Source organism: Cytobacillus oceanisediminis 2691 (assembly GCF_000294775.2).
Classification (GTDB): domain Bacteria; phylum Bacillota; class Bacilli; order Bacillales; family Cytobacillaceae; genus Cytobacillus; species Cytobacillus pseudoceanisediminis.
On record NZ_CP015506.1, the window covers coordinates 1,505,977 to 1,529,248 of the forward strand.

Genomic DNA, 23,272 nt, shown 5'->3' on the forward strand with positions numbered 1-23,272 from the left:
TGTTTATTTTCCGCCTTTATTCCTGCCGCTTCTTGTAATGGGGGCAAGGAACCTTGAGGCATATGCCTTCCGTCCCCGCCTTTTTTCCGGCACAGAAATGTATAAGTCCTTCCTTGCCCTTGTAACGGCAACGTACATTAACCTTCGTTCTTCCTCCAGCGGTGCAGACTCACCTGAACGGTAAGCTTCCAGTGAATGATCATGCGGGAGGTTTCCTTCAACTGCACCGGCAACATATACCACATTATATTCAAGCCCCTTTGAACGGTGGATAGTGCTTAATGTAATGGCATTATCATTATTCCTGCTGAGGCGCTTGATTTCTTTGTTCATGGCTCTCATATGTTCAGTGTGCTCCAGAAACTCATGAAGAGATTGAAAGTTGCGCGCAGCGACCTTCAAATCTTTTATATCATCAGAGCCTTTATCCATTTTATTGCCTTCATTGCCGCGTTTTTTTATAAAGTCCTGGAAGCCCAGTTCTTTTTCAACAGTTTCAATTGCAGTGATGGGACTAAGTCCTGAGATTGATCTGGTAACAGGGATCACTTTTTTTAACTTGCTTTCCTGAAAAGCAAATCCTGTTTTTATAAACTTTAGGCACTCCAGCATTGAGCAATCCTGCAAGATGCTTTCTGCCTTAATATCCTGAAGGACTGATTGTTTAACAAATAGAGAAGGGAGCATATCTTTCAAGGCATTCTGGTCATCCTCATTTAATGATAACTTTAGAAAAGCAAGCATGCTCCGAACAATAAACCGATCATAAAATGATTCGGCATCCTGATCCAATTTAAACGGAAGGCTGGAATTGGCCAGCCTTTCAAAAATGGCCCTGCTGCCAGTATGGGTGCGGAATAATACTGCAAAATCCCGCGGCTCATATCCTTCTTCAATTTTTTCCTGAATATCAGTCATAATCATCGTTGCTTCTTCTTCCTCATCAAAAGGAAAAAAGAGGAAAGGGTGCTGCCCGCCAGAAAATTGGGCATTCATGCTTTTGACACGTCTATGTTTATTTAAAGAAATGATTTGGTTCGCTGCTGATACGATTTCGTGAGCAGAGCGGTAATTCTGATTCAATGTTATAACTTTAGCACCAGGGAAATCTTTCTCGAAATCTAAAAGATATTGGGGATCGCTTCCTCTGAAAGCATAAATAGATTGATCATCGTCACCCACTGCACAGACATTCTTTGTTTTATCGGACAGCATTTTCATAAGCTCATATTGAACATTATTAATATCCTGGAACTCATCGATCAGAAAATAATGAAAGCGATTTTGATATTGTTCAAGAATTTCAGGCTTTTCATGAAAAAGAGTATGGCAGCCCGTCAGCATATCATCAAAATCAAATAATTCTCTTCTTAATTTTGTTTGTTCATACCTTTCATAAAGAATCGCGGTCTGTTCCTCCCAATCATTCTTTGGATGAACCCTCCCAGGTACGGTAAGAGAGTTTTTCCAATAGCTAATTTGCTGGAGGGCAAGGTCAAAGGCAAATTCCTTTTCATCGAGCTTTAAGTCTTTGCTGGATTCCTTAATGATCTGTTCCCGCTGCCATTCTTTATTAAGGAGTTTGCCGGAAGACCATTTTTCCGGATTGTGGAAGGAGAGAATCCGGTAAAACAAGCTGTGAAAAGTGCCGGAAACGATTTGCCTGACTTTTCGTGAATCCATTCCTGGATATTGGGTAAGGCGCTCCTTCATTTCAGCCGCAGCCTTAGCTGTAAAAGTAACGAGCATTATTGATTTAGGATCGATATCTTTCTCGCGGAGCATAAAAGCAGTCCTGGTTGTTAAAACTCGGGTCTTGCCGCTCCCTGCTCCTGCAAGAACGAGCAGAGGCCCATCAATATGTGAGACAGCCGCTGCCTGCTGTTCATCCAAAAAGACTCCTGCTTGTGATAGGGACTTTAGGTATTCATCAGGGAAACTAGGATTGTGAGTGCTTTCCTGGATATAAGGGGGGATATTTTTTGCCGGCTGAGCTTTTTTAAAGGCTGATTCGATTTCTTTTACAGCAGCAGAAGCAATGGGCCTTGAAACAGGAACTTTAAAGCCGTTTCTTTCTATATATTCTTCAGTTTCAATCTTAGCTGATTCTTGTTTCATTATTATATCCTTGCACATCCTGCTGCTTTGCTGAATATGATAAAAATGAGGCTCATCCATAATTCCTAAATACAAACGGACAGAAGCTCCGCAATCAGGGCAATGCAGCTTTCCTTTTTTGCCTTCTTCATAAATATGCTGAAAACTTTCTCGATTCAATTGTTCCAGATTCACTGCTTTATTATGTAAAATTGCTGTCTTCATAAAAAATACCCCATTTTATAAATTGCCGAGTTTAAATTATTTATCATCCTTATAACAAGACAAATTTTATCATAACAAACCGGTAAAGGATTCTAAAGTGCTTTTCTGTTTATAATTTTATGTAAACGGGTACATAAAAGTAAAGATTGTTTCGTATACCTTTAATAATTACATACATAGAGAATAGAGAGGGGAGCATTCATGGGCTACATTTTACCTGTACCTTCATATCAGTATAGTCAGTATGCAGAAAGAGAGATTGGCACAAAATATGATCCATTTCATTTCGTGCCAGTTTCCAAAATATCGGCACAATCCAATTCAAAAGATTTCCGTCATGAGCTTCCTCTTAATATTCAAAGAAGGCTAACCAAATCAAATCCTCAGCAGCGGGCGGACAACCAAACACGGAGCACCAGAAAAAAGGCAGAAGAAACATACGGAGAGCTGACGGGGAAAGGCCGCTATATTAGTGAATGCATATAAGAAAAGAAGGAGAGGCTCAGTACGTTTGCACGTGCAAAGCCTCTCCTTTTTTCCACTCTGCGTATAAGACATCTTTGACATTATTGGCGCCATTGTTTTTAATTTCATTAATAAGCTTTGTTTCGTCCCAATTGATGCTTTTGAGATTATCCCAAATCACTTCCCCGTCTAAAATTAAAGTTACTGGCAGCTCGATATTATTTATAGGGAGTTTTAAATCTCCAATGGTTGGGGTCGAGTAAAGTGTTTTTTTTAATGCACTGACCGTTCCATCTGTTTCAAGAATGGCATATTCGCATTCCCTGATTGAAAAGACATCCTTTGAACGGAGGAGGTGCTGGAGCTGATTAAGGTCGAGATGATTTTTCTTCAGTTCTTCATAGACGATTTTTCCTTTTTTTATAACAATAGAGGGTTCACCTTCAAGAAGCTTGCGTGCCCGTTTAAATTTTTGGGTAAGGATTTCTGTTGTGTAAATGAGAATCCCCCATACTGCAACAGCAAAGAATATTTCGGGGATTCCAGTCTCCTGATCATATAGGGCATTTCCCACCAGCTCGCCTAACACGATGGCCGAGATGAAATCAAAAGGAGTAATCTGTGTGATCTGTGTTTTGCCCAGGAGTTTTGCCATAATAAATAAGAAAAAATATCCTATCACAAGTACACTTACGATATGCAAATATTCCATTCAAACCACTCCTTAAAATGCTGTATCTGGAATAGTGTTTGCAGAATGCCCCAAATTATTGCATACAAAAAAGCTCCTGCCATCCTGGCAGAAGCTTTTCCGCTATATCGTTTTTTTCATTGTACGGTGGGGAATCCCGGCATCCATGAATTCTTCCGAGATTACCTGATAGCCGAGCTTTTCATAAAAAGGGATAGCCTGCGTCTGGGCATTTAATTTTAAGGCAGGCAAGCCTTGTTTCTTAGCATGCTCTTCGATTTTATCCATTATTGCTTTTCCTGAGCCGCTCTGACGGTTCTCCTTCAGAACGCATATTCTTTCCACTTTGCCATTGCCGTCAACAGTGCGAAATCTTCCGGCACCTGCAGGCATGCCATTATTATATAGTACAAAATGGACTGCTTCGTCTTCGAACTGATCGATTTCCTCTTCTTCAGGAACATTTTGCTCGTTGATAAAAACTTGTTTCCTTACTGAGAAGGCATCGTGCAATTCTTGTTCAGATGAGACTATTCTTACTTCCACTTTTCACTATTCCTTTCCTAGCCTGAATGTTTCATAAACGGTCCATGAGCCGTTTTCCAGCTGATATAGAAGATGAAAACGATCCACCACCTCTTCGTGATTAACAGGCTGCATTCTTAAGCTCCCATATACATCGGAATGTTCATCATTGGAGAGTTTTTGTCCGATGGTAATATGGGGAACAAAATTATATTCAGGTGTATCGCCGCTAATATGATCATTCAGTTCAATATGTAACTCTTCGAGCTGGGCTGAAGGCTCAATTTTAAAATAAATGACATTGTTGACAGGCTGGAAAGAGCTGATTTTTGTAGCATTTATATGAAATGGCTCGTGTTTCTTCGCTATTCCATGAAGTGTTTCCGTCAGCTGTTTTATTTCTTCTTCAGATGCTTCAAAGCGTGATCTTAATGTTACATGCGGAGGAATTAAAGCATAATGCGGATCATACCGCTTTCTATAAGAATTGGCCAAATCCTGCAATTTTTTTGACGGGAAAATAACTATGCCGTAATTAGTGTTCATACAACAACCTCCATGTTCAGTATTTTTTATAACTGGCAGGCTAAAATGAAATGAAAAACACTTGGTTGGTCTATTATAGCAAATTTTCTAAATTCATTATATAATTATACCTTTTTTCATAATAAAAAACAGTATGTCAAGATAATCTTTTTATAGCGAATGAATAGGTCTTTTTACACATCAAAGTTAAAACATAGACTTTAGCGCCCTTTTTAAATCAGGCTGCCAGTAGGTCCATGTATGATTTCCATCAAATTCATCATAGAAGTAAGGGAATTGTTTCTGCTTAAATAAACTGGAAAGCTCCCGATTTGGAGTAAGAAAATCTTTCTCTTCACCCCCTGTGGTCTTTACAGATGTTTCGCCTTTCCCGATAACGTGATAAATATTAAGAAGGTGGGCCTGCGTAAATTCCTGCACTGCCTCTGTAACGGAGGTGTCAACATAAGGTGATTGAAGAATTAACCTCCCAAAAGTATTAGGGTATTGCAGGGCCGCCATTAATGAAACAGTTGCCGCAAGTGAGTCTCCCATAAGGGCACGTCCCATCCCCATTTGATAAGTAGGGAATTCTCGGTCAAGATATGGAACCAGCTCGTGTGCAAGGAAACGAATATAAGCATTATGCTGTTCGCCGTCCGGATGATATTTCTTCCATCTGTCTTTGACGTTTTTATAAGGGACACCAACAATGATGATATTTTCAATTTCTTTATCTTTTAGTAATTCATCCGCGATGCGCCCGACTCTGCCAAGCTGGAAGTAATCTTTGCCATCCTGGGCTATGACAACAGTGTATTTATATAAAGGTGAGAAGGAAGCGGGCAAATAAATGAGCAGCTCGACCTCTTCACCCAGTTCCTTGCTCTTGATTGCAATATCTTGTATTGATCCTCTAGGGTAATCCATCATTTTTGTTCCTCCGTTTAGTTCTGTTATGTTATGTAAGAGTTTACAATGAGATTTTATCATATATATATAGGAATTGCTTTTTACATGCATTCTCATTCATGGGTCATGCTGCTTTATTTTGGATAAAATTAACAAATAGGGTGAATCAGCTTGCAAAAAGACAATTAACAGCAATTTTAAAAGCAAGGAGGGATCATTTGACAATTCAGATAAGGTTTATGTTAGTATATAATTGATAAAATCTAATCTTTATAAGGGGGAAATAGGATGAAAAAGAAAAGTATATTCCTAGCTACAGCTCTGCTGTTAGCGCTTTCTATGGTTCTTGCAGCCTGCGGCGGCGGAAAAGATGAAGGCGGCGGCGATGGAGAAGGCGGCGGCGCAGACAAGCCTAAATTCATGAGCATCGTGACTGGTGGAACAGGCGGTACATACTATCCGCTGGGCGGATCATTCGCTGAGATTATTTCTGATGCTACAGGCATTGATACAAATGCTGAAGTTTCAGGTGCATCTGCAGAGAACATGAACACACTGAAAGATGGCAATGCTGAGATTGCTTTCTCTCAAACAGATATTGCTTCATATGCACAAGAAGGAAAATTAATGTTTGAAGGTGCAGCAGTGGATAATGTGAGTGCGATCGGCACGCTTTATCCGGAAACGATCCAGATCGTTACTACTGCAAAATCTGGCATTAAATCTGTTGAAGACTTAAAAGGCAAAAAAGTTTCAATAGGAGCTCCTGGTTCAGGAACTGCTGCGAATGCAGAACAGATTCTTGAAGTGCACGGAATCAAATTGGATGACATTCAAAAGCAGGACCTTTCTTTTGATGAGTCAACTGCCGGAATACAGGATGGCAATATTGATGCAGCATTCGTTACAGCAGGAACTCCAACAGGTGCTGTTGAAGGACTTTCTGCAACTGAAGATGTTGTGATCGTTCCGATTGAACAGGATAAAATCGATGCATTAATCGAAAAATATCCTTACTATGTACAGGATGAAGTGCCATCTGGAACATATAAACTTGCAGAAGCTGTGCCAACAGTAGCAGTACAGGCAATGCTTGTTGTTTCTAATGACCTTTCAGACGATGTAGTTTACGATGTTACAAAAGCAATCTTTGAGAACCTTGACAAAGTTACACATGCCAAAGGAAAAATGATTAAGGCTGAAAATGCTGTCAAAGGTACTGGCATTGAACTGCACCCTGGTGCTAAAAAGTACTTTGACGAAAAAGGCTTTAAAGCTGAATAATCTTTCAATAACATAATCTAATGATGAAATTTGGCCGGCTGTAAAACCTTTTAAGGTGATTGCGCCGGTCAATTAATTTTTAATTGAAATGGCAATCAATTGTAAAAGATGACAATATTTTTTAGGTGGAGGTTCCATGAACTTTAATAAGCCAGGGAATAAAAAAGCGGTCCTGGCACTCCTCGTAATCTTAACCATCGCAATCATGTTCTTCATACCCATTAAGCAGGCAGTTGTTTTTGAGTATCAAAACAAAGGAAAGGTGATTGCTTATTTCCTGATTAAAGAGGACAGAACCTTTAAGATAAAGTATACACATTCCATCCACCTTACAGATGTTGTAGAAAGCTATACTATAACCGAGGATGGAAGGATTAAATTGTTTGAACTCATGTATGAGGATTTTGCCATCGGCATGCCTGAGAATGCTTCAGATGGAGAAACATTTGAACAAAAGGACGGCAAATATTATATTAAGAATATGAAAAGGTTTTTTCCTTCATTTGACTTAAGGCTGGGTAAGGTCAGAGCGAATCACAGAATGATCTTGCAAGGCGAAGAATATGTCCTTACAGATTATATCGAACCTGGCACATGGGTACGGATAAAGGCAAAAAAAATAAACTTATTCGAGGTGTTGAAAGGAGTGAATATCCTTGGAAAATAAAGGGGAAACATTATCTCTTGAGGAGCAGCAGAAATTGCTGGAAAAATACGATCCAGAGGCTGGTACAAGGAAATTAGGAGGAGTATTAGGCTGGATCGTCTTTTTTGGGCTTTTAGCATTTTCACTGTTCCATTTATATACAGGGGTTTTCGGGATGCTTACAGCCCAGCTGCAGCGTTCGATTCATTTAGGTTTTGCATTAGCCCTAATATTTTTATTATTCCCTGCAAGGAAGAAAGACAGGGGACGAAAGCATAAAGTTGCCTGGTACGATATCATTTTAGCTATACTGGGTATTGCGGTAGGAGCTTATTGGCCGCTTTTTATTGATGAAATTGTCATGAGGGCTGGTCGTCTGACCGAGATTGATTTTTATGTAGGGCTAATTGCAGTTCTTCTGGTACTGGAAGCGACCAGGCGAGCGGTTGGACTTCCAATAACCATTATTGCCGTCATTTTTCTTGCCTATGCTATGTTCGGGCCATATATGCCGGCATTTTTGGCGCACCGCGGTCTTGATTTAGAAAGATTGGTGCAGACCATGTTCTTTACGACCGAGGGAATCCTAGGTACCCCATTAGGCGTATCTGCTACGTTTATATTCCTATTCTTGTTATTTGGTTCATTCCTTGTAAAAACGGGTGTAGGGCAGTATTTTAATGATTTGGCTGTATCCATCGCCGGAAAGAGAACTGGCGGACCGGCGAAGGTTGCCATTTTCTCAAGTGCTCTACAGGGAACAATCAGCGGTAGTTCTGTAGCTAACGTAGTAACTTCAGGCTCTTTTACCATCCCAATGATGAAAAAGCTGGGCTACAAGAAAGAATTCGCCGGCGCAGTTGAAGCGACTGCATCAACCGGCGGCCAGATTATGCCTCCAATCATGGGTGCTGCTGCATTCCTGATGGTTGAGTTTATTGGCGGCGGCATTACATACTGGGATATTGCCAAGGCAGCTGCTATTCCAGCCCTTCTATATTTTGCCGGGGTCTGGATAATGACTCACTTCGAAGCAAAACGTGTAGGACTTAGAGGGCTGAAAGATGAAGAGATGCCTAACCGTAAGGAAGTATTGAAGAAGATTTATCTGCTGCTGCCGATTTTGGCAGTTATCATCCTGCTAATGAGCGGAATGAGTGTAATACGTGCAGCTCTTTGGTCAATTGTAATTACGGTTGCAGTAAGTATGATTAGCAAGGAAACGCGCATTGGATTCAGAGATGCTATCGATGCTTTAGTTGATGGTGCACGCACGGCTTTGGGCGTTGCTGCAGCAACTGCTGCGGCAGGTATTATTGTTGGGGTAGTTGTAAAGACAGGTCTTGGATTAAAGATGGCGAATGGCCTCCTTGATCTTTCAGGCGGACTGTTGATCCCGACTTTGATGCTGACAATGGTTGCAGCGATTATCCTTGGAATGGGATCACCAACAACTGCAAACTATGTTATTACATCAACTATAGCTGCCCCAGCAATCATCCTTCTGGGCGTACCTGATTTATCTGCTCACTTATTTGTGTTCTACTTCGGTATTGTGGCAGATGTCACACCTCCAGTTGCTCTTGCAGCATTTGCGGCTGCTGGTGTATCCGGCGGAGATCCGATAAAGACAGGAGTAACAGCATCAAAGCTTGCCATCGGGGCTTTTATTATTCCATACATGTTTGTCCTTTCACCGGAGTTATTGATGATTGATACAACCTGGTATTATTTAATCTGGGTAGTATTCACTGCTTTGGCAGGTATGATGGCAATCGGCGCTGGGGTAATTGGCTACTGGCTGCGTAAATTGAATATTTTTGAAAGACTGCTGGGAATTGCAGGGGGACTATTGCTTATCTACCCTGAAGGGGTTACTGATATAGTAGGATTAGTTATTTTTATCCTGTTGATTGCATTGCAGGTCTTCATTAAAAAAGACGATCAGGCAAAGCCGCAAACAGCATAATAATTAAAGAAGGAAGGATGCTCACATGATGAGATCCTTCCTTTTTGCTTCTGCAGCTTATAGCCTGTCAGGATCCCTGATCGCTATGGCCGATTGAAAGGGTGGCATTAACATAATCATCTTCGCTGCTGGTTAATAACACAGAGAATGTACCGGGTTCATCTCCTTCATATACTTCATCACTGAGGGTTTCTTTTAATAGTTCGCTTTTATATTCAATGATTTCACGCTCATTGTTATCTTCTTTAAATCTGTTAACCTCTTCAGCATCTTTCGGAATGCGTTTTTCGACAAAAGCAAGAACCTCTTCATTACTCATATCTTTTTCCATATCTTCAAATTGCAGCTCAACATTTACTGCCCGATGCGTTTGAAACTCTACCAGCATACTGTTTCCATTGAAGCGGGCAATTTCATCATTATTTTTATTTTCCCCATAAGCCTTTGTGAAAAGATCCCGTGTGTCTCCTAAACCAACTTCTTCAGTGATCTTTTTGTTATCTTCCGGAGCTTCCTCTGTTTCCGCCCGCTGTTCTTCCGTAGAAGGATTATTCTTGTCTTCATCCTCTACAATTTGCTCTTCATTCTGATTACAGCCTGCCAGTATAAGGGTTGCTGAAAACAAAGCAGCAATCAATGAGTAGCTTTTCATAAAATCCTTCCTTTCTTTAGCTTAAATTATTTAAGGGCCAAATCCCGGTTAGAGAGTATATACCCGAATGAGGACCAGATAATCGGAGAAAGAAAGGAGCATAATAAAAAGCCGTACTTCCATGTGAAATACAGGCTTTGATGAATATAATGAAATATTTTGAAAGAAGGCTCCTTTTAGCTGATCTGGCGAGCTTTCTTTTCGGGCAAAATGGACATGATATGGTTCAAGTTGAAAATGCGCATTTGTTTTCTATATAAACAATAGGCTAAAATCGTGCTGCCTCGAAGTTCTTTTATTAATATTCTTCTTTGTGTAAATGAATTCCGTTTGGAGAGATAAATGATTTCCACAGGCTTTCTCTCTTCCATAGCTCGATAAAGAATTCCTTTCATAGAGAAATCCCCCCTTACTTTTATTTACATTATACACGAACACGTGTTCCTTATCAAGTAGAATGCGAAAATTTGTTCGTATAAAAAAAGACTTCACAAGTGAAGTCTTTTAAATAATCTTTAAACCCTTATTTTTCAAGTGATTAAGCAAAACAGTGCCGTATTGTATGGCATAGCCTAAAAAGACGGCAACGAACAATGTGCCTAATCCAACTGGACCGCCTAAAATAAGGCCAATGGCCAATGCCAATAATTCATTAATTATACGTGCGGTCTTAATGCTGATATTTAGCCTTTTGGCAGTTGCGATCATTAATCCATCAATTGGGCCGCTGAATAATTGCGGACGGATATATATAGATACCCCGAAGCCCAGAAATGAGACACCTGTGATGAAGGCAAGGATCTGAAGGGAAAAGCTTGTAACTGTGATGCCGCTGAAAACAAGCTCCATCCAAAAATCGATCCCCACACTCGCTAAAATGGTTCCAATAAATGATTTAAACTGGGGCTTTTCCCAGGTCAGCAGAGCATTGAAGAATATAAGGGATGCTGTTACCAGAAATGACCATGTTCCGATTGTCAGACCGAACTTATTAAAAAGGCCAACATAAACAGTGTCCCAGGCACCTGCACCGAGATTGGATAAGATAATTAATGAGACACCGAGAGTAAGAATAAAATAACCTGCAATTACTTGAATGAATGTTGTGTGTTTAATCATGGTGTATCCTCCCCAATAAATATTACCGTAATTAAATAAATTCTCAAGGGAAAGAAAAGGAAGAAACTTATTGAGTATTCATAACAGGCCAGTATGGGGAATAGCACTTTTATTAATACTCTAACACATAAAAACAGCTCCCAAATGGGAACTGTTTTAAAGATACTTATACCTTAATATCAATTTTTGCACTTTTCTTCAATTCTTCTACATGCTTAACCAGCATATCCTGCTGTTTTTGCTGTTCGAGCTGCTGCTTGATCTGAGGCTTTACTTCCTCCAATTTAGGCGGCTCCTGTCCTTCAGCACCACCCTGGCTGGCATATTCATCATAGAATTTCTGAATTTCAGCATCTGTAACTTCCCCTGGTTTAATCTCGCCATTAATATATTTCGTATATTTAATATTGTTGGCAATTTCCTTCTCTAATGAGTCAGGGTTAAGGCCAGCCTGTTTCATTGCTGTTTCGAATTCCTTGTCGTCCTTGAATTGTCCTTTTGTTTCTTCCAGCTGCTTTTTGACTTCTTCATCAGAAGCTTTGTAGCCTTTTTTGTCTGCCTCTTGGAGAAGAAGTGTCTGGCCGACTAGACTGTCGAGTGTCTGCTCCTTGATTTTATCTGCAGCATCTTTGGTAGTAGGGTCTTGTCCCATTTGCTGATACATCATTTGTGATGAAGTAAGCACGCTGTTATACTCGCGGCCAAGGATTTCCTGGTCATTAACGATTGCAACAGTCTTTTCTTCATCAAGCTTTTGTTTGTCCATTTTCTTTTGCATTTCTTCCATTTGCTTCTGCTGGTCCTGCTGGTCGGTTTCAGCTGTTTTCGCTTCCTCTTTTTTATCTGCACTCTTGCTTTCATCATCAGCTCCACAAGCAGCTAAAACGGCAGATATTAATACTAGTAAAAAGGGATACATTAGTTTTTTCATTAATATTTCTCCTTCCGTAACCCTGTATGATTTGATTCAGCTAACAAAAGAATCATATAGAGGGCATTATAAAGCATATACTCTTAAAAAGATACCTTTAAGGCATAAATGCAGAATTTGTAATGGGAATGTAATCTAGTTTCCAAGCTGATAACCTTATAGTTTATGGATGAAATATAGGTATTGACTTTTATGTTAGAAGGAAGTATATTTTATATTGTCCCCAATACAGGGAATATCATAACGATTCCGTAGCTCAGCTGGGAGAGCGCTACCTTGACAGGGTAGAGGTCGCTGGTTCGAACCCAGTCGGAATCATCAGTTAAAAGCCTAGAGCCTCAACGGTTCTAGGCTTTTTCTATATTCTTAAAAATATAGAGTAAACCCCAATTGTTGACGAATTGTTGACGAAATTTTTAAATGCTATTTTTTTGCCGTGTAAAAAGTGAGTCTAATTTGTTAGCTGCTTCCTGATCTGCAGTTTGTAAAGCATGACCGTATGTATCCATGGTTATACGGATATTTGAATGACCCAGTCTCTCTGAAATTATTTTTGCGTGAACACCCTGATTTATTAGTAGAGTTGCTGAAGTATGTCGCAGATCATGTAACCGGATAAATCGGACTCCAGCCCTGTTGGTAAATCGTCTCCACCAGGTAGTAGGGGTAGTGGGATAATAGTGTTTTCCGTTTTCATTGCAAAAGACAAATTCATGCTCATGTTCAATCCACAAATCTCTCATCCGCATTTTTTCTTTTTTCCAGTGTATATGGTATTTTTTTAGCTCTTCGACCATCATAGGCGGCAAAGAAATAACCCGTTTTGAATTCCTGGATTTTGGACCTTTTAAAATCGGCCTTCCACCAGTACCTCGACTAATAATCTGTTTGATTTTAATAATACCCTTCTCCAAGTCTATATGAGACCATTCCAGCCCTAATAATTCACCCCTTCTTAATCCAGCAGCAAGAGCAAGAGATGTAAATACTCGCCAATGTATTGGTTCTTTCTGGACGGCATCAAACAATATGGCTACCTCATTTTCATCATATACGTTTATATCCTTTTCCAAAATACCTCGTTGGCTGGGTTTGCTGACATCTGCTGCAGGGTTATATTTTATAATCTTCCAATCTGCAGCTCGCTGTAGAATGTTTCTGAGGACACGATATACATATTGAGCAGTGGAGACAGCCATAGGACTGCCATCTACTTTTTTTAATTGAGATAAAAAGTTTACGATATGAATCGGCTTTATCTGATCTAGTCGCATATTGCCAAGAGTAGGGAGGATGTGGTTTTTAAAGTGGGTGAGGTACACATCCAATGTTTGTTCACTTAGACCGCCTTTTTCGGCGTATTTTTTCTGCCAGTCTTTTACGAACTCTGCAAGAATCATTTTTTCAGGAGAAATGTACTCGCCTGACTCAATTTCCATTTGGAACTTAACTAACTCTGACTGCAAGTAGTCATTTAATTTCTTTTTTGTTTTTAATAAAGACTGATCCTTAATTCGAATAGTTTTGGTTTTTTTCTTTCTTTTGCCTTTTGAATCATATCCGATCTCTACAACAAGCATAAAAGAGTTTGCTCCTCGTTTTTGAACGCTTGCCATTAATTTTTTCCTCCTTATTAAATTCATCAAGATTTCCGAAAGGGAATATATGTTCTGTTTCGAGTTGAAAAGAAAAGCCCAGCTGGGCTTTTCTTCTGTTTGTATTAAGCAGTTTTATAAATTGAAGAATTATAAATTGAATATTTCTTTTCATTTGCTGTTGTAATCCAGCTGATAAGTTTTCTTTCGTTATCATATTTGAACTCCTCTTTGAATTTAGAAGGGAAGCCCTTAAAGGAATATTCAAAGCTAATTTGCAAAGATTCGGGTCCATTAGTAAAACACATGTTTGAGATTTGTCCGCCTTTAGATAATATTTTGGTAAAAACATCAAGATAATGAATTTCAGGACTTATTTTTTTTGTCTCCCGGATAGTTTGTTTCATTTTCTTACTCCTCCTTTTTTGGATACTGCTTTAACCAGAAGGAAAGCTTTTCTATTACCCGATCTTTAGCTCTAGCAAAGTCAGCATCATTGTACAAAGATATATTTTTCTTAGATTCTTCATAAAGGGACTGTCTAATGTTTCTTGAGATAAATCCTATATTATTTATCTTTTCATTGTCAACAAGAGAATAATCCCTAACAAGATCAATATCCTCTTTAGCTAATGAAGACATTTTAAAAAATTCTTCTAATTTTGTATTTACCCAATTTATAAAGTCCTTACGTAAAGATTCGGCGACAATTAAGTCATTGAATGTATCATAGCTTGTATTAACCTTATTTTGTGTTTCAATTTCATGTTTTTCCAATAAAGTTTCAGCTTCTTTAATAGACAGGAAGCCTTTATCGACCATTTCCTGTAGTTTTAACCTGTATTGCTCTAATTTATCTTGTTCAGTTTGTAGAACAGCATCCAATGCTTGGTTATAGTTTTCTATACCGTCTTGTGTAAACGAATCATTTTTTCCAAGGTTATGCGGAGAAAATGCCGAGACATCAAGAAGAAAAGAAGCATTCAGAGAAGATAAATCTTCCTCACTTTCCCCATCTTTTTTAGCCGAATAAGGGTTAGGTTTTTTTTCAACGAAACCTAATTCGTCAAATTCAAAAGACAGTTGCTCAACTAAATCCTTCTTTTGTTTAAGCAATATTTGTCCGTATGTCTCTTGCTCTTTATAATATTCCCATAGCTTTTCTAAACCTAACTCCTGGTGATAAACAACATTACAGAAGTTATCTAGGGGAGTAACATCTGGTGCCATTATTTTACGAAGCCCTCGGCCAACTGCCTGAGCATATGGCCCTAGGGTTTTGAAAGGCCTGAATAGTGAGATAATTGAAATGTTAGGGTTATCATAACCTTCACCTAACATTTGAATGCTGACCATAACATCATAAATGCCATTTGCAAAGTCATTTAATCTTTGTTCAATTTCTTTATCGCTTAAGGTTTTGACACTAACATAGGTAGCTGTTAAGTCCAGTTCATTAAACCACCTGCAAACATCTTGTGCATGATCATCATTGCAGGTTACCGCCAGCACTTGATGTTTAGGATAGCTTTTCCTTTTATTACTTAATATAGTCTTGGTTTTTTCGATTACTTGTTTAGAACATGACTCAGACATCGCAATGGACTTACTAACAAAGTCATTACCCAATTCAATTTTAGCGTCTTGAAGGTTATATTTTTTTCCTGTATTACGGTCTGTAAAAGATAGTTCCCCTGGTACAGCTTCCTGCTTAACTATATTTTTTACTAGACCATCAGTAATAGCCTCACCCAGGGTATATTCAAAAATAGGATCATATTCGTGAGTTGAAATTGCCTGTTTATCACTTCGGAATGGGGTAGCAGTTAATTTAATGATCTTACTTGCTTTGAAATAGTCTAAAGCATCTTGCCACATTGTTGCTGCAACATGGTGTGCCTCGTCAATAATTATCATGTCGAAAAAATCTTGATCAACCAATCGCATTAAATTCACTTCTTCATTACTACTTCCTAATTTATGTACATTTGTGATCACTATGTCAGCTTCCCGTAATTTTTTTATGGTGATTTCCTTTGCACCATCATTTTTGGGATTATAACCCTGGTAAAGATAACTCTTTGGAAGGCTCTTTCTATCAAAAATTATATTTCTTTTTATCCAAAAGGTTTTTTCGGGATTTTGCACCGAATCAAAATGACTATAAACGGTTTTTCTAACTATCTTTCCTGGTGTTATGATTAAAACCTTGCCATTTGAAATTCCAAAAGGAAGAATTGACATTACACCAGTTTTTCCTGAACCAGTAGGCATTACAATTAATGTTTCCCGATGATTCCAGTCTTTAAATTCGGTATAATGAGCAAGTGCTGCATTATATGCCTGAAGTTGCACGTTAAATAAAGCTGCATTTCTATCAATATTTGCTTTAACCTTCTGAAAAATAGTCATAAATAACTCCACTCCAATCAATAATAAGTTAGTTTTTAATATTTAGATATTAAAATATTTAGTACGTCTAATTGATTGCTTATTGTATTAATGATAATAGTGTCTAACAATCTTTTCTAGTTTTAAGAAAGTTAAATTATTAAAATCATCCCCTTAATTATGAATTTATGGGTATAAAACCCAGTGATACCTAAAATAAAAACACGTATTAATCACGTGGTCAGTTTGGTTCAAGTAAATATACCTATCTAGTGTTTAAATTTTTTTAAGTAAGCAACTTCTCTTGGCACACCATATATTTCAGCAATTTCATAGATTGAAAGATGTGTATCTTCATATTCACTTAGACATTCGTCTGGAAGTAGCAACTCTACAGCGAATTGACTTGCTTGCCTTTCGTATTTGCTTTCTGGAAAGAAAGTATTCTTCTTAAGAAATGAAGCATTATGTTTGGGGTGAAGAACCGAGTGACCTAATTCATGCCCCATGACAAAATTACGGACTTTGCCTAAGTTGTTATTTATAAATATGAATTTATTTTTTCTCTCATATTTGTACATTCCTTGGACTTCATCCGTAAAATCCCATGGTACAACATGGACACCTAGTTTCTCAGCGATTAGAAAAGGATCTCTTGTCTTGAATTTCTTAATTAATCTTTGAACTTCAGCAACAATAAAATCCTTCATCTAAATCAGTCCTGTTTATCACGATATTTCTTAGGAATATACTTTTTGTTAATCCTGGTGGCTTGTCTAATTGCATATTCCATGGCATCCATGATTGATTCCTTTGCTTCCTCGCTAATCGGTTCCCCCATTAACATATAGCCATCATCTTCAGAAAGGTCCTGACGAATTTTCTCCATTCTTTTTGCAATGTCTTTTTCATCTTTGCTTTGCAAATTTGCATTTGATTTTTGGAAATCAGACCTACCTAATAGATAATCTGTCTCCACTTCATATAGATCTGCAAGCTTTTTTAGAGTTTCAGTATCTGGGTCTCTGTAATCTCTTTCATAATTGGAAAGAACTGCGTTTGTGATACCGACTTTCTCAGCAACTTCTTTTTGTGACCATTTTCTTTTCTCTCTTTCCTTTTTTAAACGAATACCTAAACTCATGAAAAATCACCAGATCCTAATTCCATATTTTTTACAATATCTTATATTAGATTATTTTATATTAAATAAACGCTACGTTAAACACAATAAACAAAAAGTTGATTATTTTTAAATTTGATGTTGACATTAAACGAAACGTTGATATAATAAAACTATAATTTTAAACTTTACGTTTAATTTTGGAGGTGATGATATGAAATTACATGAAAAAATTAGAGCAGTAAGAAAAGCTAAGAATATTAGCCAGATAGTAATTTCTAATAAGTTAAACATTACAGTTCAGTCATACAGTATGAAAGAGACTGGAAAAAGACCAATAACAACAAACGAATTAGAAATTATATCTAACATATTAGGAGTTTCCCCTTCAAATTTTTTTGATAAAGAATTCAACATAAAGTTGAATAAGACCACGGCATAATAGGAGGTAAAAGAATGGAGCTCAGAAAGTTAATTTCCCAGGATCATTTCAAAGTGCAGCGAAAAACACTCACAGCTCAGGAAGTGGCAGATTATATTGGTGTCCATCCTGACACGATTTATACGATGGTCCGTGAAAAGCAAATCCCGCATTTCAGAGTTAGACGGAGAATCTTCTTTTCCTTGGAAACAATAAATGCCTGGATGCGAGACCAAGAACAAAAAAGTCTGGAGGCTATGTAAATGAATCAATTGCAGCCTATTTGCCAAAGAGGTAAGCGAGTATTAACAACCACTCAGCTTGCAGCAGCTTTTGGAACAGAAGCAAAAATTATTAACCGGAACTTTCAAAGAAATGCTGATCGGTATGTTCAAGGCAAACATTATTTTGCCTTATCCGGAGAAGAATTACGGGAATTCAAAGGGTCACGTCAATTTGACGACAGCCTTAAATTTACTTCTATTCTCTATCTTTGGACTGAAAAAGGAGCTTGGCTTCACGCTAAATCACTAAATACTGAGCAAGCATGGGATGCATATGAAAGGCTGGTCGATGAATACTACACGATTAAAGAAGACATGGTTCCTCTATCAAAAGATCAGGCTCTGGTAACGGTGCTGAGAACAACTGCAGATCTTATGGAGGATACTCAAACCATTAAAGCTGAACAACATAAAATCAGAAAGTTAGTCTATGAGATTGATCATAAAGTCGAAGAGCATATCACTCTATCCAGTGGCGAACAACGACGTGTGCAGAAAGGAATCGCTCAAAAGGTTTATGAGCTGGAAAGTAATCCAGAGTTCCGTTCAAAGCTATTTAGGGAACTACATCGAGAATTAAAGAACCGTTTTGGTGTAGCAAGCTACAAAGACATTAAGAGAAAGGAGCTTCAATCAGCCCTCAGCTACATAGAAAACTGGTTTCCTAGAAAAGTTTCGTGAGCGAAGGCACCGAACGAAGCTGCCAGGCTCTAAAAGATTCGGTGCACTTCCTTTCATCTATTAATTTTAATAACAATCTATTAATTTGTCGGTTCCATACTGGAACCTTTCCAAATTGGAACATAGAAGGGAGGGAAGAAGGATTGACTTTCGGCGCAGTATTGAAAGCATGCCGGGAGCGAGCAGGTCTTACACAGGAGGAAATCGCAGAGAAGCTTCATCGTTCACGGAGTTGTATTTCAAAATTTGAAACAGATAAAAAAACATTAGATGTCGCTACTTTAATCAAGTGGGCAGATGTTACCTCAGCTAAAGATGTGGCATGTGCCATTGTGACAGGGGTAGATCCAGTGATGATATTGCAGCAGTTAATGCCGTTGATAGGAGGAATAATCCAATGGTTTTAACCAGAAAAGAGAAGCTGGAACAATTGATTAAGAAATTAAAGAGCCAAGGAGTAAAGATTGATTGGGCTGCTAGAATCTGTTCTCCAAAGGAGGGTTCATAAGTGGACTTGGGTTATGTCCTAGCTATGATTTTCGGAACCTATTTTATTTTCATCATGGGAATTTTAATTGGGGATTTTACTTCAAATCAAAAAGAAAAGCAGTAAGCTCACCACAGCTCACTGCCACTTAATCGTCGATACTTCTATTCTAACACCACTAGAATAGGGCGGCAAGAACCTTTGTTCCTGTCGCGATAAGTCGGAACGAATATCTGCCATTCCCCCATCATCTACGTTTCGGCTTATCGCGGTGTGAATAAAGCACCTAATACATAGAGAGGAGGATAAAAATGAATCATCCTATGATTGACCAAATAGAGAGGTCTGGATACCCGAATATGGTCGAACAGCCTGAACACGTGGGGCTAGATTATTTTGGTGATGAAATGCTTTTTGGTGATGACATTGTTGAATATGACGGTGAAATTATTTTGAGGGATAACTTGGAACGGTATTTAACAGAGGTCATGGGATTTGAATTTAAAACAGTATAAAAAGACACCTGTTGGGAGGCAGGTGTCCGGGTTCGATGAAAATCGAAAAAACAATTATAGTACCGTCATTGTAGCATATAGGCCCCTGGCGGTAAAGGGAGGACTCAATAGTGGCCATTAATGCAGTATGTACAAAAGAAATGAGCCGTTATGAATGGCTGCAAGAACGGGCTAAAGGAATCGGCGGGAGTGATGCTGGAATCATCCTTGGTGTTAATAAGTTTCGTACACCTTTTGAGCTTTGGCTAGAAAAAACTGGCCAGGTCGAACCACATGAAAATGATAATGAAGCAATTTACTGGGGAAATCAAATGGAAAATGTGGTTGCCAAGGAGTTTGAAAAGCGTACAGGTAAAAAGGTGCGCCGAACAAATTTCATGTACAGCCATGTCAAGTATCCATTTATAAAAGCAAACGTTGATCGTTTAGTTGTTGGAGAATCAGCAGTTTTGGAATGCAAGACAGCTAGTGCCTACCTCGCTAAAGAGTGGGAAGGTGAAGAAGTTCCGGCAAGCTACCTTGTGCAGCTCCAACATTATCTTGGAGTTACAGACAAGGAAAAGGGTTATATCGCTGTCCTTGTCGGCGGAAACAAGTTCATCTGGAAGGAAGTAGAGCGAGACCAGGAGCTTATCGAGATGATTTTCAATGCTGAAAAGCATTTTTGGGAATATCACGTACTGCAAGGGCATGCTCCAGAGCTAGACGGATCCAGCGCAGCTGAGAAGTATTTGAAAGAGAAGTACGATCGTGCTGAGAAGGATAAAGAAATTGTCCTTCCATCTGATTATAAGGATTTACTGGTTCAATATGAGAAATTGAAATCCGATGAAAAGCTGATTAAAATTGCAAAAACGGAAATTGAAAACAAATTAAAAGAAGTATTGAAGGATGCTGAAACAGGTATTACTGATCAATTTATAGTCACTTGGAAGAATCAGAGCAGAAAAAGTGTAGATTCGAAAGCTCTGAAAGAGAAGTATCCGGACATTTACAAAAAAGTTTTGAAAGAATCCTCGTTCCGAAAATTTGCTGTAAAGGAGATTAATTGATGGCGACCAATACAGAATTGAAGAATCAATTAGCAAATAGACAGGAGGCAGCAGCAAAGCAAGTTTCAGCTCAGTCGCTTGGCCTTAAAAGTTTACTAAATACGCCAACAATGCAAAAGAAATTTGAACAAGTATTAGCCAATAAAGCACCACAATTTATGGCATCGGTTCTTAATTTATATAACGGAGATGCCAGTCTGAGGGAAGCTGAGCCTATGTCCATTGTATCCAGTGCAATGGTTGCTGCCTCTCTCGATCTTCCAGTGGATAAAAACTTAGGTTATGCCTGGATAGTCGCATTTTATGATTCGAAAAAGGGATATAAGGCAGCCCAGTTCCAGCTAGGATATAAAGGCTACATTCAGCTGGCTTTAAGAAGCGGACAGTACAAAGCGATTAACGTGATACCAGTGTATGAAGGGGAGCTTCTAAAGTGGAATCGTCTGACAGAGGAAATAGATCTTGATTTAGATGCAAAGAAAAGTGATAAGGTTATCGGTTACTGCGGTTACTTTAAATTGGTCAATGGCTTTGAAAAAACGGTTTATTGGACTCGGGACGAAATAGAGGCGCACAGGATTAAGCATAACAAGGCAAAAGATAAGAAATCACTTAATAATGTCTGGCGTTCTGATTACGATGCCATGGCAATGAAAACGGTTCTTAGGAACATGTTAGGCAAATGGGGCATCTTGTCCATCGAAATGCAAAAAGCATTCTCAGAAGATGAGCAGGAACGTGAGGTAAAAGATATTACGGATGAGGCCAATGAGTATGATGAGCCAATTCAGTACGACTCTCCAAGCAAGGAAGAGCATGTATCAGATGAAGAGCCTGAAATTATTGATACGGATCAAAAGAAGAAAAAAACTAGTAAAAATATGTCCGCCCAGGAATCATTGGACATAGATTTTGAAGATGCAGAGTAAAAAAACAAATGTCCTCCTTCCAGCATGGATCTGGGAGGAGGCAAGAGATAGAGAACATTTGAAAATGCTTGTTTTAGAGTACATGCGGAGGTATCCGGATTATACGATAAAAGGCGTTAAAAACAGAATGGCAATATGCATTAGAAATTAGGTGATACGGTGCCCGAAAGTTATCCATTTCCAACTTATTCAGGATTATTAGAGCCGAAACATTACAAAAAAATTGGATCAGCATTGTGGCTTTTTCTCTGGTGCGTCAGCTCCACTACAAAAGAAATTGAACGAGATGGAGTAACCTGGGGCATCGTGTTAGGAAATAAGCCATTGAAACGCTCAGAGTTGGCAGAACCTTTTGGAGTTAGCGAAAGAACTGTTCAAAGGTGGCTGGATGACCTGGAAACACATGGTTACATAAAGATCACTAGAGCACCTTATGGATATATTATAACTGTGAAAAACTCCAAAAAATACAGCAAAGAGAGAGTGGACAAAAATGTCCAGTCTGAAAGAGACCGGACAAAAACGTCTAGTCCAGAGTGGACAGAAATGTCCAGTCATGTGGACAAAAGTGTCCACTCTAATAAAGATATTACAAAGATAAATAATACTACTATTACTAAAGAAAATGACCCTGTAGATATTATTGCTGAAAGATTCATAGAGTTACGAACGATACAAGAAGGACGTTCTGTTTACCCAACAACAAAAGATTATGAAGCAATCGCCCGGATTGTCGCCCGTGGTATGCCGTTGCCACAAACAATCAAATTGCTTGAACAGTGTTTTGCTGAATACAAAGAACGTCAGCCAAATGGAGCCATCAAAGCCTTTGGTTACTGCGAAAAATACATCATGGATCATTATGATGCCTTAGTAGCAAGAGAACAGGCAAAAGTAGCAGCTAAAAACGTTAAGCCTTTTAAAAGCAATAATTCTTATAAACCTAAGGGTATGCGATCCAAGCCAATACGTACGGAAATGCTGCCAGATTGGTTTTATGAAAATGAGCAACCTAAACAACCGATAAAGGAAAAATCACCTGACCAAATTGCTGCAGATCAAGCAGAACTTGATGAAATGCTGAGGAAAATGCAAGAGCGGGAAGTGCCTAACAATCAAGATGAGCTGGCCCGTAAAAAGGCAGAACTAAATGAAAAGCTAAAAATATTAAGATCAGGGAGTTGAAAACATGGGGATCCTTTATGAATCCGTTATGCAACAGAAAAGGAATATCCTCATCAAGAGATTGTCAGAACTGAATATTTCTAAGGCTCAGTCAGGAAAGAGAATCCACGATTGTGATTACGAGGAACTTAAATATGAGCTTTTACTGGCATCTTTTCGGGAGATTAATACAGAGGCTACACAAAATAACTGGTTTTGAAGGGAGATATGAAAAATGACTATCACAAATGTTAAATTAGTTACTCGCTGTCCAAAATGTCTGGCCAAGGGGACAGTGATAGGACATCGAAATAATCTCTTATTACTTGAATGCAGGGACTGCAATAAACGCTGGAATACTTACTCAAAAACCTGCAAGGTTTGTGGAAAGCCAAATTATTTCTTCGTTGAAGGTCCCTGCGTTAAATGTTATTCAGAAAAACACAATGCCGTCTGAAGTTAATAAAATCGGTATGTAGTATTTTTAGAGTGATGAGCAGTTATAATGGCTTTACACTTAGGGCAGGAGACATTATCTACTTTCTTAAATTGAATCTTCTTAAAATCACTTTTTGTAAAAGTAGAAAAC

26 protein-coding genes and 1 tRNA gene are annotated in these 23,272 nt (G+C 38.6%); 13 read left to right on the forward strand and 14 right to left on the reverse strand.

What is annotated here, in order from left to right; translation table 11 throughout:
* Positions 1–3: 3 nt before the first annotated feature.
* Positions 4–2,322: a UvrD-helicase domain-containing protein gene (locus A361_RS07695; RefSeq protein WP_009331175.1), complete on the reverse strand. Its 2,319-nt coding sequence runs from the start codon at positions 2,320–2,322 to the stop codon at positions 4–6.
* 201 nt (positions 2,323–2,523) lie between these two features.
* On the opposite strand from A361_RS07695, the gene A361_RS07700 reads away from it, so the two are divergent.
* A complete protein-coding gene (locus A361_RS07700) occupies positions 2,524–2,808 on the forward strand; it encodes a hypothetical protein (RefSeq protein WP_019381502.1) in 285 nt (94 codons plus the stop codon).
* Between the two features lie 16 nt (positions 2,809–2,824).
* Here A361_RS07700 and A361_RS07705 read toward each other — a convergent pair whose 3' ends face one another.
* The 4 genes from A361_RS07705 to A361_RS07720 all read right to left on the reverse strand — a co-directional run bounded on the left by A361_RS07705 (position 2,825) and on the right by A361_RS07720 (position 5,461).
* Positions 2,825–3,499, reverse strand: a complete 675-nt coding sequence (locus A361_RS07705; RefSeq protein WP_019381503.1) for a DUF421 domain-containing protein — start codon at positions 3,497–3,499, stop codon at positions 2,825–2,827.
* 102 nt (positions 3,500–3,601) lie between these two features.
* Complete coding sequence (locus tag A361_RS07710; RefSeq protein WP_019381504.1) at positions 3,602–4,024, reverse strand: GNAT family N-acetyltransferase; 423 nt, start codon at positions 4,022–4,024, stop codon at positions 3,602–3,604.
* Between the two features lie 6 nt (positions 4,025–4,030).
* Positions 4,031–4,549, reverse strand: a complete 519-nt coding sequence (locus A361_RS07715) for a YjcG family protein (protein WP_009331171.1) — start codon at positions 4,547–4,549, stop codon at positions 4,031–4,033.
* Between the two features lie 186 nt (positions 4,550–4,735).
* Entirely contained in the window at positions 4,736–5,461 is a 726-nt protein-coding gene (locus A361_RS07720; protein WP_019381505.1) for an alpha/beta hydrolase, read from the reverse strand.
* Positions 5,462–5,728: 267 nt separating this feature from the next.
* Between A361_RS07720 and A361_RS07725 the strand changes: the two genes are divergently transcribed.
* The 3 genes from A361_RS07725 (at position 5,729) to A361_RS07735 (ending at position 9,339) form a co-directional block, all read left to right on the forward strand.
* A complete protein-coding gene (locus A361_RS07725) occupies positions 5,729–6,724 on the forward strand; it encodes a TAXI family TRAP transporter solute-binding subunit (RefSeq protein ID WP_019381506.1) in 996 nt (331 codons plus the stop codon).
* 136 nt (positions 6,725–6,860) lie between these two features.
* Positions 6,861–7,391, forward strand: a complete 531-nt coding sequence (locus tag A361_RS07730) for a DUF1850 domain-containing protein (protein WP_009331168.1) — start codon at positions 6,861–6,863, stop codon at positions 7,389–7,391.
* Positions 7,381–9,339 carry a TRAP transporter permease gene (locus A361_RS07735; RefSeq protein WP_019381507.1) on the forward strand — a complete coding sequence of 653 codons (1,959 nt, stop codon included), beginning with the start codon at positions 7,381–7,383 and terminating at the stop codon, positions 9,337–9,339. Before A361_RS07730 ends, A361_RS07735 begins: the two co-directional genes overlap by 11 nt.
* Before the next feature lie 67 nt (positions 9,340–9,406).
* Here the strand turns inward: A361_RS07735 and A361_RS07740 are convergent, their stop codons facing one another.
* The 4 genes from A361_RS07740 to A361_RS07755 all read right to left on the reverse strand — a co-directional run bounded on the left by A361_RS07740 (position 9,407) and on the right by A361_RS07755 (position 12,041).
* A complete protein-coding gene (locus A361_RS07740; protein WP_019381508.1) occupies positions 9,407–9,991 on the reverse strand; it encodes a hypothetical protein in 585 nt (194 codons plus the stop codon).
* A 176-nt stretch (positions 9,992–10,167) separates the two neighbouring features.
* Positions 10,168–10,386: a hypothetical protein gene (locus A361_RS07745; protein ID WP_009331165.1), complete on the reverse strand. Its 219-nt coding sequence runs from the start codon at positions 10,384–10,386 to the stop codon at positions 10,168–10,170.
* A 109-nt stretch (positions 10,387–10,495) separates the two neighbouring features.
* Positions 10,496–11,110 carry a YczE/YyaS/YitT family protein gene (locus A361_RS07750; RefSeq protein ID WP_009331164.1) on the reverse strand — a complete coding sequence of 205 codons (615 nt, stop codon included), beginning with the start codon at positions 11,108–11,110 and terminating at the stop codon, positions 10,496–10,498.
* Positions 11,111–11,276: 166 nt separating this feature from the next.
* Positions 11,277–12,041 carry a SurA N-terminal domain-containing protein gene (locus A361_RS07755; protein WP_009331163.1) on the reverse strand — a complete coding sequence of 255 codons (765 nt, stop codon included), beginning with the start codon at positions 12,039–12,041 and terminating at the stop codon, positions 11,277–11,279.
* A 245-nt stretch (positions 12,042–12,286) separates the two neighbouring features.
* On the opposite strand from A361_RS07755, the gene A361_RS07760 reads away from it, so the two are divergent.
* Positions 12,287–12,359, forward strand: a tRNA-Val gene (locus A361_RS07760).
* Between the two features lie 98 nt (positions 12,360–12,457).
* Here the strand turns inward: A361_RS07760 and A361_RS07765 are convergent.
* The 5 genes from A361_RS07765 to A361_RS07785 form a co-directional block, all read right to left on the reverse strand.
* Positions 12,458–13,657, reverse strand: a complete 1,200-nt coding sequence (locus A361_RS07765; protein WP_019381509.1) for a tyrosine-type recombinase/integrase — start codon at positions 13,655–13,657, stop codon at positions 12,458–12,460.
* 104 nt (positions 13,658–13,761) lie between these two features.
* Positions 13,762–14,043, reverse strand: a complete 282-nt coding sequence (locus tag A361_RS07770) for a hypothetical protein (protein WP_019381510.1) — start codon at positions 14,041–14,043, stop codon at positions 13,762–13,764.
* 4 nt (positions 14,044–14,047) lie between these two features.
* Positions 14,048–16,048 (reverse strand): DEAD/DEAH box helicase, encoded by a 2,001-nt coding sequence (locus tag A361_RS07775; RefSeq protein WP_019381511.1) that lies wholly within the window; start codon positions 16,046–16,048, stop codon positions 14,048–14,050.
* A gap of 248 nt (positions 16,049–16,296) precedes the next feature.
* On the reverse strand, positions 16,297–16,737 hold the full coding sequence (locus tag A361_RS07780) for an ImmA/IrrE family metallo-endopeptidase (protein ID WP_019381512.1): 441 nt from the start codon (positions 16,735–16,737) through the stop codon (positions 16,297–16,299).
* A gap of 5 nt (positions 16,738–16,742) precedes the next feature.
* A complete protein-coding gene (locus tag A361_RS07785) occupies positions 16,743–17,171 on the reverse strand; it encodes a helix-turn-helix domain-containing protein (RefSeq protein WP_019381513.1) in 429 nt (142 codons plus the stop codon).
* 193 nt (positions 17,172–17,364) lie between these two features.
* On the opposite strand from A361_RS07785, the gene A361_RS07790 reads away from it, so the two are divergent.
* From A361_RS07790 to A361_RS07825, 8 genes are all read left to right on the forward strand, one after another.
* Positions 17,365–17,592, forward strand: a complete 228-nt coding sequence (locus tag A361_RS07790) for a helix-turn-helix domain-containing protein (protein ID WP_019381514.1) — start codon at positions 17,365–17,367, stop codon at positions 17,590–17,592.
* A 53-nt stretch (positions 17,593–17,645) separates the two neighbouring features.
* Complete coding sequence (locus tag A361_RS07795; protein ID WP_026041684.1) at positions 17,646–17,834, forward strand: helix-turn-helix domain-containing protein; 189 nt, start codon at positions 17,646–17,648, stop codon at positions 17,832–17,834.
* Positions 17,835–18,536 (forward strand): ORF6N domain-containing protein, encoded by a 702-nt coding sequence (locus A361_RS07800; protein ID WP_019381516.1) that lies wholly within the window; start codon positions 17,835–17,837, stop codon positions 18,534–18,536.
* A gap of 143 nt (positions 18,537–18,679) precedes the next feature.
* The gene (locus A361_RS07805; protein WP_009330644.1) at positions 18,680–18,943 is read left to right on the forward strand and encodes a helix-turn-helix domain-containing protein; all 264 of its coding nucleotides are present in this window, start codon (positions 18,680–18,682) and stop codon (positions 18,941–18,943) included.
* Between the two features lie 373 nt (positions 18,944–19,316).
* Positions 19,317–19,538: a YqaI family protein gene (locus A361_RS07810; RefSeq protein ID WP_311315958.1), complete on the forward strand. Its 222-nt coding sequence runs from the start codon at positions 19,317–19,319 to the stop codon at positions 19,536–19,538.
* Between the two features lie 110 nt (positions 19,539–19,648).
* Positions 19,649–20,590 carry a YqaJ viral recombinase family protein gene (locus A361_RS07815; protein WP_019381520.1) on the forward strand — a complete coding sequence of 314 codons (942 nt, stop codon included), beginning with the start codon at positions 19,649–19,651 and terminating at the stop codon, positions 20,588–20,590.
* Complete coding sequence (locus A361_RS07820; RefSeq protein WP_019381521.1) at positions 20,590–21,519, forward strand: recombinase RecT; 930 nt, start codon at positions 20,590–20,592, stop codon at positions 21,517–21,519. The genes A361_RS07815 and A361_RS07820 overlap by 1 nt, the downstream gene beginning before the upstream one ends.
* A 159-nt stretch (positions 21,520–21,678) precedes the next feature.
* Positions 21,679–22,704 carry an HTH domain-containing protein gene (locus tag A361_RS07825; protein ID WP_019381522.1) on the forward strand — a complete coding sequence of 342 codons (1,026 nt, stop codon included), beginning with the start codon at positions 21,679–21,681 and terminating at the stop codon, positions 22,702–22,704.
* Positions 22,705–23,272 lie beyond the last annotated feature (568 nt).

What these genes read in the sequence shown, in the direction of transcription:
- A361_RS07695 (WP_009331175.1), bottom strand. Translation starts at nt 2,322, where the DNA reads ATGAAGACAGCAATTTTACATAATAAAGCAGTGAATCTGGAACAATTG.
- A361_RS07700 (WP_019381502.1), top strand. Translation starts at nt 2,524, where the DNA reads ATGGGCTACATTTTACCTGTACCTTCATATCAGTATAGTCAGTATGCA.
- A361_RS07705 (WP_019381503.1), bottom strand. Translation starts at nt 3,499, where the DNA reads ATGGAATATTTGCATATCGTAAGTGTACTTGTGATAGGATATTTTTTC.
- A361_RS07715 (WP_009331171.1), bottom strand. Translation starts at nt 4,549, where the DNA reads ATGAACACTAATTACGGCATAGTTATTTTCCCGTCAAAAAAATTGCAG.
- A361_RS07720 (WP_019381505.1), bottom strand. Translation starts at nt 5,461, where the DNA reads ATGATGGATTACCCTAGAGGATCAATACAAGATATTGCAATCAAGAGC.
- A361_RS07725 (WP_019381506.1), top strand. Translation starts at nt 5,729, where the DNA reads ATGAAAAAGAAAAGTATATTCCTAGCTACAGCTCTGCTGTTAGCGCTT.
- A361_RS07730 (WP_009331168.1), top strand. Translation starts at nt 6,861, where the DNA reads ATGAACTTTAATAAGCCAGGGAATAAAAAAGCGGTCCTGGCACTCCTC.
- A361_RS07740 (WP_019381508.1), bottom strand. Translation starts at nt 9,991, where the DNA reads ATGAAAAGCTACTCATTGATTGCTGCTTTGTTTTCAGCAACCCTTATA.
- A361_RS07745 (WP_009331165.1), bottom strand. Translation starts at nt 10,386, where the DNA reads ATGAAAGGAATTCTTTATCGAGCTATGGAAGAGAGAAAGCCTGTGGAA.
- A361_RS07750 (WP_009331164.1), bottom strand. Translation starts at nt 11,110, where the DNA reads ATGATTAAACACACAACATTCATTCAAGTAATTGCAGGTTATTTTATT.
- A361_RS07755 (WP_009331163.1), bottom strand. Translation starts at nt 12,041, where the DNA reads ATGAAAAAACTAATGTATCCCTTTTTACTAGTATTAATATCTGCCGTT.
- A361_RS07765 (WP_019381509.1), bottom strand. Translation starts at nt 13,657, where the DNA reads ATGGCAAGCGTTCAAAAACGAGGAGCAAACTCTTTTATGCTTGTTGTA.
- A361_RS07770 (WP_019381510.1), bottom strand. Translation starts at nt 14,043, where the DNA reads ATGAAACAAACTATCCGGGAGACAAAAAAAATAAGTCCTGAAATTCAT.
- A361_RS07775 (WP_019381511.1), bottom strand. Translation starts at nt 16,048, where the DNA reads ATGACTATTTTTCAGAAGGTTAAAGCAAATATTGATAGAAATGCAGCT.
- A361_RS07780 (WP_019381512.1), bottom strand. Translation starts at nt 16,737, where the DNA reads ATGAAGGATTTTATTGTTGCTGAAGTTCAAAGATTAATTAAGAAATTC.
- A361_RS07785 (WP_019381513.1), bottom strand. Translation starts at nt 17,171, where the DNA reads ATGAGTTTAGGTATTCGTTTAAAAAAGGAAAGAGAGAAAAGAAAATGG.
- A361_RS07790 (WP_019381514.1), top strand. Translation starts at nt 17,365, where the DNA reads ATGAAATTACATGAAAAAATTAGAGCAGTAAGAAAAGCTAAGAATATT.
- A361_RS07800 (WP_019381516.1), top strand. Translation starts at nt 17,835, where the DNA reads ATGAATCAATTGCAGCCTATTTGCCAAAGAGGTAAGCGAGTATTAACA.
- A361_RS07820 (WP_019381521.1), top strand. Translation starts at nt 20,590, where the DNA reads ATGGCGACCAATACAGAATTGAAGAATCAATTAGCAAATAGACAGGAG.